Source organism: Streptomyces sp. NPDC054770, assembly GCF_053611985.1.
The window spans coordinates 14,426-27,011 of the sequence record NZ_JBSHBL010000028.1 but is presented as its reverse complement, the minus strand read 5'-3'; the positions used below and the strand labels follow the sequence as shown (position 1 = coordinate 27,011).

Annotated in this window: 10 protein-coding genes; 2 read left to right on the top strand and 8 right to left on the bottom strand. The window is 71.0% G+C overall.

Going from position 1 to position 12,586, the window contains the following annotated elements:
• Positions 1 to 54 precede the first annotated feature (54 nt).
• Both ACWGKQ_RS23925 and ACWGKQ_RS23920 read left to right on the top strand, forming a co-directional pair.
• Positions 55 to 1,920 (top strand): ricin-type beta-trefoil lectin domain protein, encoded by a 1,866-nt coding sequence (locus ACWGKQ_RS23925; RefSeq protein WP_453294040.1) that lies wholly within the window; start codon positions 55 to 57, stop codon positions 1,918 to 1,920.
• A gap of 7 nt (positions 1,921 to 1,927) precedes the next feature.
• Positions 1,928 to 2,422 (top strand): hypothetical protein, encoded by a 495-nt coding sequence (locus tag ACWGKQ_RS23920; RefSeq protein WP_453293978.1) that lies wholly within the window; start codon positions 1,928 to 1,930, stop codon positions 2,420 to 2,422.
• 8 nt (positions 2,423 to 2,430) lie between these two features.
• Here the strand turns inward: ACWGKQ_RS23920 and cimA are convergent, their stop codons facing one another.
• From cimA to ACWGKQ_RS23880, 8 genes are all read right to left on the bottom strand, one after another.
• Positions 2,431 to 4,041 carry a citramalate synthase gene (gene cimA, locus ACWGKQ_RS23915; RefSeq protein WP_453293977.1) on the bottom strand — a complete coding sequence of 537 codons (1,611 nt, stop codon included), beginning with the start codon at positions 4,039 to 4,041 and terminating at the stop codon, positions 2,431 to 2,433.
• Positions 4,042 to 4,382: 341 nt separating this feature from the next.
• Complete coding sequence (locus tag ACWGKQ_RS23910; protein ID WP_453293976.1) at positions 4,383 to 5,642, bottom strand: TolB family protein; 1,260 nt, start codon at positions 5,640 to 5,642, stop codon at positions 4,383 to 4,385.
• A gap of 133 nt (positions 5,643 to 5,775) precedes the next feature.
• Entirely contained in the window at positions 5,776 to 6,375 is a 600-nt protein-coding gene (locus tag ACWGKQ_RS23905; protein ID WP_453293975.1) for a TetR/AcrR family transcriptional regulator, read from the bottom strand.
• A gap of 25 nt (positions 6,376 to 6,400) precedes the next feature.
• Positions 6,401 to 7,447 (bottom strand): agmatine deiminase family protein, encoded by a 1,047-nt coding sequence (locus tag ACWGKQ_RS23900; protein WP_453293974.1) that lies wholly within the window; start codon positions 7,445 to 7,447, stop codon positions 6,401 to 6,403.
• A 9-nt stretch (positions 7,448 to 7,456) separates the two neighbouring features.
• The gene (locus ACWGKQ_RS23895; protein WP_453293973.1) at positions 7,457 to 9,169 is read right to left on the bottom strand and encodes an urease subunit alpha; all 1,713 of its coding nucleotides are present in this window, start codon (positions 9,167 to 9,169) and stop codon (positions 7,457 to 7,459) included.
• Positions 9,166 to 9,867: an urease subunit gamma gene (gene ureA, locus ACWGKQ_RS23890; RefSeq protein WP_453293972.1), complete on the bottom strand. Its 702-nt coding sequence runs from the start codon at positions 9,865 to 9,867 to the stop codon at positions 9,166 to 9,168. Before ureA ends, ACWGKQ_RS23895 begins: the two co-directional genes overlap by 4 nt.
• Before the next feature lie 254 nt (positions 9,868 to 10,121).
• A complete protein-coding gene (locus tag ACWGKQ_RS23885; RefSeq protein WP_453293971.1) occupies positions 10,122 to 11,354 on the bottom strand; it encodes a KamA family radical SAM protein in 1,233 nt (410 codons plus the stop codon).
• An 88-nt stretch (positions 11,355 to 11,442) separates the two neighbouring features.
• Positions 11,443 to 12,516 (bottom strand): hypothetical protein, encoded by a 1,074-nt coding sequence (locus ACWGKQ_RS23880; protein ID WP_453293970.1) that lies wholly within the window; start codon positions 12,514 to 12,516, stop codon positions 11,443 to 11,445.
• Positions 12,517 to 12,586 lie beyond the last annotated feature (70 nt).

The window sequence follows — 12,586 nt, the reverse complement described above, 5'->3', positions numbered from 1 at the left end:
AGACGTCCCGTCAGGAAGGGCGATGTGCCCATGCGAAGCACCCCCCACGTGCCGATGAGAAGAACACCCCGCAGCCTGCGGCTGCTCCTGGCCGGGCTGCTCACCGCGGCCGGCTTCAGCGCCGTCGTACCACCGGCGCACGCGGCCGGTGAGCAGGTCACCGCGTACCTCACCACCACCGACGACTCCGCCGGCCGCCATGTCACCCGCGGCCTCCAGGCACAGACGCCGTTCGCCTTCTCCTCCGGGACCGGCGGCAGCGGCGAGAACATCACGGTCGACGAGAACACCCGCTACCAGACCTTCACCGGCGGCGGCGCGTCCTTCACGGACACCGCGGCCTGGCTGATGAACAGCAGCGGGGCACTGTCCCAGGCCACCCGGGACGCCACCATGCAGAAGCTGTTCTCGCCGACGAACGGCATCGGGCTGTCGTTCCTGCGCAATCCGATGGGCGCCTCGGACCTGGCTCGGTACGGGTACACGTACGACGACGTACCCGCAGGGCAGACCGACCCGAACCTCAACAGCTTCTCCATCTCGCACGACCTCGCGGACGTCGTGCCGCTCACCAAGCAGGCGCTCCAGCTGAACCCCTCTCTGACTGTCATGGCCTCGCCATGGACGGCGCCGGCCTGGATGAAGGACAGCGGCTCGCTCAACGGCGGCTGGCTCAAGTCGGAGGACTACGCCGCCTACGCCGCGTACTTCGTGAAGTACCTCCAGGCGTACCAGGCACAGGGCGTCAAGGTCTCCTACGTGACCCCGCAGAACGAGCCCACCTGCTGTTCCGGCTACCCGTCGATGAGCTGGAACGCGTCCGGGCTGCAGTACTTCCTGGAGAACGACCTGCTGCCGCAGCTCCAGTCGGCCGGCCTGTCCACCAAGGTCCTCGCGCACGACTGGAACTGGGACGTGTACGACTCCTACGCGTCCGCGCTCGTCAACGACGCGGCGATCCGCAACCACCCCAACTTCGGCGGGATCGCCTGGCACGGCTACGGCGGTGACGTCTCCGAGCAGACCACCGTGCACAACCAGTACCCCACGCTGGACGCCTTCGGCACCGAGCACTCCGGCGGCACCTGGGTCGCCAACCAGCAGAAGGAGGACATGTCCAACATCATCGACTACACCCGCAACTGGGCGAAGTCGGTGACGAAGTGGTCGCTGGCCGTGGACCAGAACATGGGTCCGCACAACGGCGGCTGCGGCACCTGCACCGGCCTGGTCACCGTCCACAACGGGGACGGCGCCAGCGGGACGGTCGACTACACCGTCGAGTACTACGACATGGGCCAGCTGACCAAGTTCGTCCGGCCGGGCGCGCAGCGGATCGCCTCCACCGCGTCCACCGCGGTGCCGAACGTGGCCTGGCGCAACCCGGACGGCTCGAAGGCGCTGATCGCCTACAACGACTCGACGAGCGCGAAGACGGTGACCATCAACTGGGGGTCGCAGCACGCGACCTACTCGCTCCCCGGCAAGACCTCGGCGACCTTCACCTGGTCCGGCACCCAGTCGGGCGGCGGCAGCCAGACGGGGGCCTTCGTGGGGCTGGCGAGCAAGTGCCTGGACGTGGCGGGCGGTTCGACCACCAACGGCACGGCCGTCCAGCTCTACGACTGCAACGGCTCCACCGCCCAGCAGTGGACCGTGCAGTCCGACGGCACGGTCCGGGCGCTCGGCAAGTGCCTCGACGTGACGTCGGCGTCCACGGCGGACGGGGCCAAGGTGCAGTTGTACGACTGCAACGGAACCGGTGCGCAACAGTGGTCGTACAACTCTTCGACCGGTGATGTGGTGAACACGGCGGCGAACAAGTGCCTGGACGTCACGGACAACTCGTCGGCGAACGGGGCGCGGGCGCAGATCTGGACGTGCTCGGGCGCCGCCAACCAGAAGTGGCACCTGCAGTAGGAGCGCCATGAGACGTACCACGGGGGCGGCGGCCGTGCTGGGCACGGCCGCCGGTGCGTTGCTGTTGAGCGGGTGCGGGGCGATCGAACTGCCGCTGGCCGCGGTGCGGGTGGGGGCGAACGGGATGCCGCACGCGATCATCCGGCCGTGCGGTGACGACCGGATCGAGGGGCTGTCGCTGACCGGCACCCGGGCCCGGGACGGCTCCGGGCCCGACCTGTCCGGTTGGCGGGTCGACGGCACGCTGCGGACCGGTGACGCGAGCTTCCCGCTCTTCGATCCGCCGGCCGACTGGCACGCCCAGCACACCGGGACCCAGCGCACGGTGGCCGCCTACACCTATCAACTTGGCTTCATGAAGGGCGAGTTCAACTACGAATACAGCACGACGCTGACGTTCCGCACGACTGACCTGGCGAAGCTGAGGCCCGGCCGGGTCTGGGCCGACGGCCGGGTGATGAGCCTCGGCGAGTTCGAGAAGCTCGCCGAGGACTCCTGCTGAACGGGGGCCTACTCCGCCGGTTCGACACCGGCGCGCAGGAGGCCGTACGTGTACGCGTCCTCCAGGGCCTGCCAGGACGCGGCGATGACGTTCTCCGCGACGCCGACCGTCGACCACTCGGCGCTGCCGTCGGAGGTGGAGATCAGCACGCGGGTCGTGGACTCGGTGCCGTGCTTGCCCTCCAGGATGCGGACCTTGTAGTCGACCAGGTCCAGCTTGGCGAGCTGCGGGTAGATCTTCTCGAGGCCCACGCGCAGGGCGCGGTCGAGGGCGTTGACCGGGCCGTTGCCCTCGGCGGTGGCGACGATGCGCTCGCTCTTGGCCCAGAGCTTGACCGTGGCCTCGTTGGCGTGGGTGCCGTCGGGGCGGTCCTCGACGATGGCCCGCCAGGACTCGACGCGGAAGTACGACCGCGGTTTGCCCTCGACCTCGGCGCGCAGGAGCAGCTCGAACGAGGCGTCGGCGGCCTCGTAGGTGTAGCCCTGGAGCTCGCGCTCCTTGACCCGCTCCACCACCCGGCCGACCAGTTCGCGGTCGCCGCCGAGGTCGACGCCGAGTTCCTTGCCCTTGAGCTCGATGGAGGCGCGGCCCGCCATGTCGGAGACCAGCATGCGCATGGTGTTGCCGACCAGGGCGGGGTCGGTGTGCTGGTAGAGGTCGGGGTCCACCTTGATGGCGGAGGCGTGCAGGCCGGCCTTGTGCGCGAAGGCCGAGACACCCACGTAGGGCTGGTGGGTGGAGGGGGTGAGGTTGACGACCTCGGCGATGGCGTGCGAGATGCGGGTCATCTCGCGGAGCCGGCCCTCGGGCAGCACCTTCTTGCCGTACTTCAGCTCCAGGGCGGCGACCACCGGGAACAGGTTGGCGTTGCCGACCCGCTCGCCGTAGCCGTTCGCCGTGCACTGGACGTGCGTGGCGCCGGCGTCGACGGCGGCGAGGGTGTTGGCGACCGCGCAGCCGGTGTCGTCCTGGGTGTGGATGCCGAGCCGGGCGCCGGTGTCGGCGAGGACCGTCGAGACCACGGCCTGGATCTGGGCGGGGAGCATGCCGCCGTTGGTGTCGCAGAGGACGACCACGTCGGCGCCGGCCTCGGCGGCGGCCCGTACGACGGCCTTGGCGTACTCGGGGTTGGCGCGGTAGCCGTCGAAGAAGTGCTCGCAGTCGACGAAGACCCGGCGGCCCTGGTCCTTCAGGAAGGACACCGTGTCGCGGACCATCTCCAGGTTCTCGTCGAGGGTGGTGCGCAGCGCCAGCTCGACATGCCGGTCGTGGGACTTGGCGACCAGCGTGATCACCGGAGCGCCGGACTCCAGCAGCGCCCTGACCTGGGGGTCCTCCGCCGCCTTGGCGTTCGCCCGGCGGGTGGCGCCGAAGGCGACCAGCTGGGCGTGCTGGAAGTCGATCTCCTGCTGGGCGCGGGCGAAGAACTCGGTGTCCCGGGGGTTGGCGCCCGGCCAGCCGCCCTCGATGAAGCCCACGCCGAAGTCGTCCAGGTGCCGTGCGATGGCCAGCTTGTCCGCGACGGTGAGGTTGATGCCCTCGCGCTGCGCGCCGTCGCGCAGCGTGGTGTCGAAGACGTGGAACGAGTCGTCCAGCTCGTTGGTTTCCGTCTCGGTCATGGTCTCAAGGCTCCTGATGTCGAATCTCGGTCGTACCGGAATGACCGGCTCCACCGTCCCTCCATGGTCCCTCGCGCTCGCCGTCCGGCTGAAGGTGGGCCGGAAAACGAAAAAACCCCTCGCGGGTGCGAGAGGTCTGCGCGCGGGTCGAGGACGACGATGGCCACCCGTACCTGGTCGTACGTGGTGGTCACTGCGGACCGGCGCGCCTGCTGCCAATAATCGTGGCGAACGAGAGCACGGAGGCAGTCTGGCACAGTCCGCCCCCATGCTCACCGTCCGTCTCAGGATGCGAGCAGTGCGCAGTTCGGCCCGGGTGTCCCCGGGTGTCGGCACAGGTGTCAGCCCAGGTGCCGTACGAACACGTCGACGGTGCCGTTCGTGTCGCCCGTCACCAGGTCGTCGGCATACGACTCGAAGGAGACCGCCAGTCCGTCCGGCCGGATGGACGGGCTCGTCGACGAGCCGTCGCCCGGGCCGCCCCGCGTGTTCGCGCTGACGAGCCGTGCGGTGCCGGCCGCCAGGTCGGCGAGCCAGACCTGGCGCGGTGCCGACGGATCGGCCAGGCGCCCGGACTCGTAGGCGACCTTGAGCCCGTCCGCGCTGAGCGAGGCCCCGTAGGTGAAGGCGCCCCTGCCCTTGCCCTTGATCAGCCGGGTGCGGCCCCGGTCGAGATCGCGGACGAAGACGTTGGCACTGCCGTTGGTGTCCCCGCGGGTGAGGTTCGAGGCGTACGAGTCGAAGGCCACGGTGCGGCCGTCGGCGCTGAGCGACGGTCCGGTGGACTCGCGGTTCGCCGCTCCCCCGCCGCGTGCCACGGACGCCTTCTCCAGCGTTCCGGTGTCCAGGTCGCGGACGTAGATGTCGCTGTGGTTGGCCGGTCCGCCCGGGTGCGGGATGGCGTACTGGTAGGCGATGTACCGGCCGTCGGCGCTGATCGAGGGCCGGCCGGCGGCGCGCGTGCCGTCCTCGGAGACCTGGCTGACCGGCGTGACCGAGCCGTCGTAGACGCGGTAGCGGTAGACGCGCGACTGCTCCACGTGGTCGGGCGTGGAGGGGAGCGTGGCCACGAAGGCGACCCACTGGCAGTCGAAGCTGATCGCCGGCTCGCCCATCGACGTGAACGCCACACCGTCGTAACTGCGCGGGAGCGGGCTGATCTTGCCGACGCTGCGGTTGCGCAGGTAGATCAGCGGTTCGTGGTCCTGGCGCGGGGTCGTCGTCAGGTTGGCGGCCTGGGAGACGAAGGCGATGAAGCGGCCGGTGGAACAGGCCGACGGTTCGTAGGAGGGGCCGTCGCCCGTGCCGCCGCCGGCCTGCGCCGCGTAGCTGACCACGGACGTCCCGGCCGAGCTCCGGTAGTACACGTCGGACTGCCCGTTGGTGTCCCCGCTCCAGGCGGCCCCGTTCGAGGTGAACGCGGTGCCCAGGTCCGTGGCCGCCGCCCCGAACGACGCCTCGGGCAGCTGCCCGTCGCCCTGGGCGACGCTAGCGCGCTCGGTGTACGGCACCTCGGGTGCGGCGCTCGCCGTCGTGCCCGCCAGGGTCACCGCGGCGGTGACGAGGGCGGTGGCCAGTAAGGCCCGTGTGCTGATGTCCACGATCTGTTCCCCCTGTGAGTGATGACGGTCGGTCACCGGCGATGGACGAACACGCCGATCCACCCCGTTCGGATGAAACCGCACCACCCAACCCGGGTCAATCACCCATATTGCGTACAACCCGGTCGTAAGGTCACGCGTCCGCGAGAAGATCCGCTTCCAGGAACTCGCGCACATGGCCGAGAACCTGTGCCCGGTCGGTGCCGCGCAGTCCGATCGCCACGTGGATGGAGAAGCCGTCGAGCAGGGCGCGCAGCCGGGCGGCGAACCGGTCGGGGTCGACGGGCCGGAACTCGCCGCGCGAGACGCCTTCCGCGAGCAGTGCCACCAGGTCGCGGTGCCAGGCGCCCTCGATGGCGGCCTGCCGGTCGCGGGCCGCCTCGTCGGCGTTCTGCGAGCGGTTCCAGACCTCCAGCCAGAGGGTCCAGTGCGGGTCGCGGTGCCCGTCGGGGACGTACAGGTCGACGTAGGCGTCGAGACGCTCGCGGGCGGGACCGCGCCGGGTGAGCAGCCGGCCGCGCTCGGCGCCGAGCCGGCCCTCGCTCCACTCCAGGGCCTGGAGCAGCAGTTCGTCCTTGGAGTGGAAGTAGTAGAGGAGGTGGCCGCTGCTCATCCCGACCTCGCGGCCGAGCGCGGCCATGGTGAGCTTCTCCAGGCCCCGTTCGGCGATCATCGTCATGGCGGCGGCGAGCACGTCCTCGCGGGGCGGGGCCTGTCTGCGCCCACCGGCCATCGTCGGCTCCTCGAACTACGACTGGCTACGACTGGAACTGGATCTTCGGCTGCTGCTGGGTGATGCAGTGGATACCGCCACCACCGGAGAAGATCGTACGGGCGTCCACCAGCGTCACCGTCCGCTCGGGGAACAGGCGGCGGAAGATCCCGGCGGCGGTCTCGTCGCGCGGGTCGTCGAAGCCGCACAGCACGACCCCGCCGTTGCAGAGGTAGTGGTTGATGTAGGAGTAGTCGGCCCAGTGGCCGTCGGCCTCCAGGACGGTCGGGGCGGGGACCTCGACCACCTCCAGCGTGCGGCCGCGCGCGTCGGTCTGGGACCGCAGCAGGCCGATGACCTCCTTGGTCACCTCGTGGTCGGGGTGCGCGGGGTCCGGCTGGGAGTGCGCGACCACGACTCCCGGGCGGGCGAAGGCGGCGACGATGTCGACGTGCCCGAGGGTGCCGAAGCCGTACGGGGGGTAGTCGCCGGTGAGGCCGCGGGGCAGCCAGATCGCCTTGCGGGTGCCGAGCATCCCGTGGATCTCCGCCTCGACCTCCTCCTTCGTCCAGCCCGGGTTGCGCTCGGGGCCCAGCTGCACGGTCTCGGTCAGCAGGACGGTCCCCTCGCCGTCGACGTGGATGGCACCGCCCTCGTTCACCAGCTTCGAGGCGTACGTCCTCGCACCCGCGAGGTCCGAGACGTACGCGGCGATCTTCGCGTCGTGCTCCCAGCGGGCCCAGTGCTGGGCGCCCCAGCCGTTGAACGTCCAGTCCACGGCGGCGAGTTCACGGCCATTGGTGAGGAAGGTGGGCCCGATGTCCCGCATCCAGGCGTCGTCCAGCTCCCGCTCGGCCGTGTCCACGCCCGGGCCGAGCAGCGTCTGCGCGCCCTCCGACTGACCGGGGCCGCACACCACCGTCACCGGTTCGAAGCGGAGGATCGCACGGGCCACCGACGCCCAGGCCATCCGTGCGGCGATGAGGTCGTCGGGGTCGTCGAAGGTGGGGTTGGGGCCCGGCCACGCCATCCAGGTCCGCTCGTGCGGGGTCCACTCGGCGGGCATCCGGAAGCCGTCGGAGGCAGCAGTCATCGGTGATCCTCAGAGGAAGTACAGGCGGTTGAGGGAGACGGAGTCGGCGGGCTCCGAGCGCAGCGGTTCGCCGTCCAGGGTGACCAGGCCGGTGCGCCCGTCCACGTCGACCGCTCCGGTACGGGAGTTGAGCCGCAGGTCGGCCGGACCGATGCCGCGGGTGCCGCGGACGGCGACCCGGCGGCGCCGGGTGGGCATGGTGTCGTGGCCCTGGTCGAGGGCGGCCTGCGCCACGAACGCGACGGAGATGTCGGCGGGGGTGGCGCCGTGCGCCCCGAACTGCGGTCCCAGGACCAGGGGTTCGCAGGTGTCGGTGGCCGCGCCCGGATCGCCGGTGACACCGAACGCCGGGAAGCCGGCCTTCAGCACCAGCTGCGGCTTGGCCCCGAAGTACTCCGGGCTCCACAGCACGATGTCCGCCAGCTTGCCGACCTCGATGGAGCCGACCTCGTGGGCGAGGCCGTGCGCGATGGCCGGGTTGATGGTCAGCTTCGCCAGGTAGCGCAGCACGCGCTCGTTGTCGTGGCCGTCGTCCGGGGCGCCCAGCTCGGCCTTCATCTTGCCGGCCATCGCGAAGGTACGGCGGACGGTCTCCCCCGCCCGGCCCATGCCCTGCGCGTCGGACGAGGTGATGCCGATGGCGCCCAGGTCGTGCAGCACGTCCTCGGCGCCCATGGTCCCGGCGCGGATGCGGTCGCGGGCCATGGCGGCGTCGCCGGGCAGGTCGGTCTTCAGGTCGTGGACGGAGACGATCATCCCGTAGTGCTCGGCGACCGCGTCCCGGCCGAAGGGCAGGGTGGGGTTGGTGGAGGAGCCGATGACGTTGGGGACTCCGGCCATCTTCAGCACGTTGGGCACATGGCCGCCGCCGCAGCCCTCGATGTGGAAGGCGTGGATGGTGCGGCCCTCCAGCACCCGGAGGGTGTCCTCGACCGACAGGCACTCGTTCAGCCCGTCGCTGTGCAGGGCGACCTGGACGTCGTGTTCTTCGGCGACCCGCAGCGCCGTGTCCAGCGCCCGCGTATGGGCGCCCATGTCCTCGTGCACCTTGAAGCCGCAGGCGCCCCCTTCGGCGAGGGCCTCGACCAGCGGAGCCGGGTGCGAGGACGAACCCCGCCCGAGGAAGCCGATGTTGACCGGCCAGGCGTCGAACGCGTTGAACGCGTGCTTCAGCGCCCAGGGCGAGTTGACGCCGACACCCCACACCGGCCCGAACTCCTGGCCGATGATCGTGGTCACGCCGGAGGCCAGCGAGGCCTCCATGATGCGCGGCGACAGCAGGTGGACGTGCGTGTCGACGGCACCGGCGGTGGCGATGAGCCCCTCGCCGGACACGATCGAGGTACCGGTGCCGACCACGACGTCGACCCCGTCGAGGGTGTCCGGGTTCCCGGCCCGCCCGATCGAGCAGATGCGCCCCTCCCTGATGCCGATGGACACCTTCCGGATCCCCAGCACGGCGTCGATGACGACGACATTGCTGATCACGACGTCACAGGTCTCGCGGACGGCGGCGGCCTTGAGGTGCAGCCCGTCCCGGGCCGTCTTGCCGAAGCCGGCCAGGAACTCGTCGCCGTAGCGCTGGGAGTCGTCCTCGACGCGGATCACCAGCCCCGAGTCCCCGAGGCGGACGCGGTCGCCGGCGCGGGGGCCGTGGGTCGCCGCGTACTCGTGCGGGGTGAGGCGGCGGGCCTCGGCGGGATGCCCTCCGGGACGGCTCATCGCCCGGCCTCCTCTGTCTGTCGTACGCCCAGGTATCCGCAGGCGGCGGCGCGGCGCAGCGCCTCCGCGCGGGCGCCGGGCGCGTCCAGCGGCCCGTCGACGAGTCCGGCGAAGCCGATGGCGACCCGGGCGCCGCCGATCGGCACCAGGCCGATCTCCAGCGACTCCCCCGGTCCGAACCGCACGGACGACCCGGCGGGCACGGCGAGCCGCAGACCGTAGGCCGCGGCACGGTCGAAGTCGAGGCGCGGGTTGGCCTCGAAGAAGTGGAAGTGCGAGGTGACGGAGACGGGGACGGCAGCGGTGTTGGTGACGGTCAGCCGTACGACCGCCTCCGGGTCGGCATGCTCGGGCCCCGGCAGCAGCGCGCCGGGCGCGTCCTCCCCCAGTCCCCCGCCCGAGATCGGGTCGGTGACGACGGCGAGCCTCGACCCGTCGTCGAACACGGCCTCGACGTGCACCTCGGTGACGATGTCGGCGACGCCGGGCAGCACGTCGGCCGGGCCGAGGACGGAGCGGGCCGCCTCGACGGCTTCCGCGAGCCGGCGGCCGTCCCGGGCGGCCTCGCAGACGGTGTCCGCGATCAGCGCGGTGGCCTCCGGCACGTTGAGCCTGAGGCCCCGGGCGCGGCGGGCACGGGCCAGCTCGGCGGCTCCGAAGAGCAGCAGCCGGTCACGTTCGGTGGGGGTCAGCCGCATGTCTTTCCCTTCACTTAGATCGCCACTCTAACTAGAGATTCCCTTGATCGGAAGGGTTGCGGGCCAGCGCGCCATGGCTCACATTGAATGTTGTTCTAAGTGCGGTGCCATGCGACGAAAGCCGGGCAGCGCCACCCCTCAGCCCGTCCGGTGTTTGAGGAGGAGGCCGTTCAGGCCGAAGGGGGGTCTGGGGGCGCAGCCCCCAGAAGGGCCGCCACCCCGACGGCGCCGCACCCGACAACGTTCGGCACCCGTCACCCCGGCTCCAGCCCCGGCAGGAACCGGCTCGCCCCGAACGCCGGCTTGAGGTCCGTGAACCACGTCGCCCCCTCGTCGTACGCCGCGAAGAAGGGCCGGCCGACCAGGTCCGGGTCGCGGGCCTGGATCAGGTGGAGCGCGAAGACCTTCTCCCCGGCCACCTCGGCGACGCCGTCCACGCAGACCTTGCCGGGCATCGCCGACATGACCGGCCCGCGGACCGTGCGGGCGAGCCCGGAGACCCGGGCGTAGGCGTCGCGGAAGACGGCGTGGCCGCGGGCCAGCGGGACGCCGAAGTAGCCCTGGGGGCCGGTGTCCCGCTCCACGAACTGGTAGTACGGCACCGCACCGAGGGTGGTAGTGGTCTCCCACAGCTCGGCCCAGGCGTCCGCGCTGTCGTTGATCCCGGCCACCAGCGGGCCCTGGCAGCGGATCACGGCCCCGGTGTCGCGGACGCGCCGCATCGCCTCCCGGACGACGGGCGGGCGCAGTTCCTGCGGGTGGGTGAAGTGGGCCATCAGGGCGAGCGTGCGGCCGCTCGCCACCACTTCCTCGAAGAGGCGCAGCAGGTCGTCGGCGTCGCGGTCGGTGGTGAAGCGGTACGGCCAGAAGGCGAGGGATTTGGTGCCGATGCGGATCGAGCGGACGGTGTCGATCGCGAGCAGCGGCTCGACGTACCGGCGCAGCACCGCCGTGCTCATCACCAGCGGGTCGCCGCCCGTGACCAGGACGCTGGCGACCTCCGGGTGGGCCTTCAGATAGCCGGTGGTGGCCGCGATGTCGTCCGTCGCGATGCGCAGGTCCGCCTCGCCGACGAACTGCGGCCAGCGGAAGCAGTAGGTGCAGTAGGCGTGGCAGGTCTGGCCCTGGCGCGGGAAGACCAGCACCGTCTCCGGGTACTTGTGCTGGAGGCCGGTCAGCCGCCGCCCCTCGTGCACCGGGACGTTGGCGTCGAGCTGGCCGGAGGGGTGCGGGTTGAGCCGCATCCGGATCTCGTGCGCGGCCCGCTGGACCTCGGCCCGCGGCGCGTCCCTGAGCAGCAGGTCACCCATCCGGCGGACATCGGACGCGGGCAGCATCCCGGCCTGCGGGAAGGTCAGCCGGAAGACCGGGTCCTCGGGCACCGCCGACCAGTCGATCAGCTCGTCGACGACATAGGCGTTCGTACGGAACGGCAGGACCGAGGAGACCGCCCGCAGCGCCAGCCGCTGGTCGTCCGTCAGAGGCATGCGCCGCAGCAGACCGTCCAGGTCACGGGGCGTGAAGGCGCGAAAGCGGGGGTGGTGCGCTGAGCTCATGTGTGGCGGGGCCCTCTGTTCATTCCGAGACCAGGACCGTGGACGGCCGCAACTCCACGAAGGCGGCCGCCTGCGCATCGTACTTCTCCCCGAAGTGATGGATGAGCCGTCGATGCAGCTCGCCCTCGTCGTCGACGACGATGACGTCGTGCGCGCCGGCCCCGGTCAGCGCGTCGCTGTAGGCGCTGAGTTGGTCGAGCCGGTGGCGGGCCAGGTAGGTGACGAGGTCGGGGGCCGCGACGTACAGGCGGTCCTCCAGGTAGACGAAGCGGCAGACGAACTCCCGTCGCCCGTCCGTGGCGTCGACGAGGGTGACGGGAAGGCGGGTGAACCGTTCCATCGGCTTGCCCTGCTGCCACAGTTCGTCGAAGCGCTGCTCCACGAAGGTGCCGAGCGGGGAGCGGACCGCGACCTCCAGCTGGACGCCCTCGCCGGAGAGCCGGCCGACGGTCAGGAAGGAGACCAGGCAGCGCTCGTCCCAGCGGTAGAGGGTGACACCGGGGGAGGTGGAGCACAGCCGTACTTCGAGGAGTTCCCGGGCGGTGGCGTCCAGGCGGCGGGCGAAGGCGTCCAGGGTGCGCAGGTTGCGCATGATGTCGCGGCGGATGTCGGCGCTCTGCTCGCCCAGTTCGCGGCCGCGCAGGATCACCGCGAGGGAGTCGGGGTCCAGGAGCAGGATCTGCACCCGGGCGCCGCTCGCGGTGGCGGATCTGACACCCCGGAAGAGGCGTTCGGAGAACTGCGGCCCGAACAGGTTGGAGAAGGTGTCCAGGACCTTCACGTTGGAGGTGGAGCCGTACACCTGTGCGGCGAACCACTCGTAGTCCAGCCGGGTGTGCTCGCGGACCCGGCCCTCCTGGGCCCGGGATATCAGCGGGCCGATGACGAACACGGTGACGACCACGCCGACGATGTCGGTGCCGAGGTTGAGGGCGAGGTTCTGCCCGTAGTTGCCCATCGTCGAGGCCCGCCACAGCAGCAGGGCGGCGACGGCCGTGAGCAGGGCGAGCACGGTGAGGCTCTGGGGGCGGCGCGGGGTGCGTAACGTGCGCATCAGCCAGCGCAGCCGTGGCATCGGCGATCGTCCGCTCATGCGTGCTCCCTCCCCCGTGGAATCAGGAGATACCCGCACGGGGGAGGCGATACGCGTCGAACGGAGAGCC

Bases quoted from the DNA above. Each gene is read 5' to 3' on its own strand.
- ACWGKQ_RS23925 (WP_453294040.1), top strand. From the start codon at position 55: ATGAGAAGAACACCCCGCAGCCTGCGGCTGCTCCTGGCCGGGCTGCTC.
- ACWGKQ_RS23920 (WP_453293978.1), top strand. From the start codon at position 1,928: ATGAGACGTACCACGGGGGCGGCGGCCGTGCTGGGCACGGCCGCCGGT.
- cimA (WP_453293977.1), bottom strand. From the start codon at position 4,041: ATGACCGAGACGGAAACCAACGAGCTGGACGACTCGTTCCACGTCTTC.
- ACWGKQ_RS23905 (WP_453293975.1), bottom strand. From the start codon at position 6,375: ATGGCCGGTGGGCGCAGACAGGCCCCGCCCCGCGAGGACGTGCTCGCC.
- ACWGKQ_RS23900 (WP_453293974.1), bottom strand. From the start codon at position 7,447: ATGACTGCTGCCTCCGACGGCTTCCGGATGCCCGCCGAGTGGACCCCG.
- ACWGKQ_RS23895 (WP_453293973.1), bottom strand. From the start codon at position 9,169: ATGAGCCGTCCCGGAGGGCATCCCGCCGAGGCCCGCCGCCTCACCCCG.
- ureA (WP_453293972.1), bottom strand. From the start codon at position 9,867: ATGCGGCTGACCCCCACCGAACGTGACCGGCTGCTGCTCTTCGGAGCC.
- ACWGKQ_RS23885 (WP_453293971.1), bottom strand. From the start codon at position 11,354: ATGCCTCTGACGGACGACCAGCGGCTGGCGCTGCGGGCGGTCTCCTCG.
- ACWGKQ_RS23880 (WP_453293970.1), bottom strand. From the start codon at position 12,516: ATGAGCGGACGATCGCCGATGCCACGGCTGCGCTGGCTGATGCGCACG.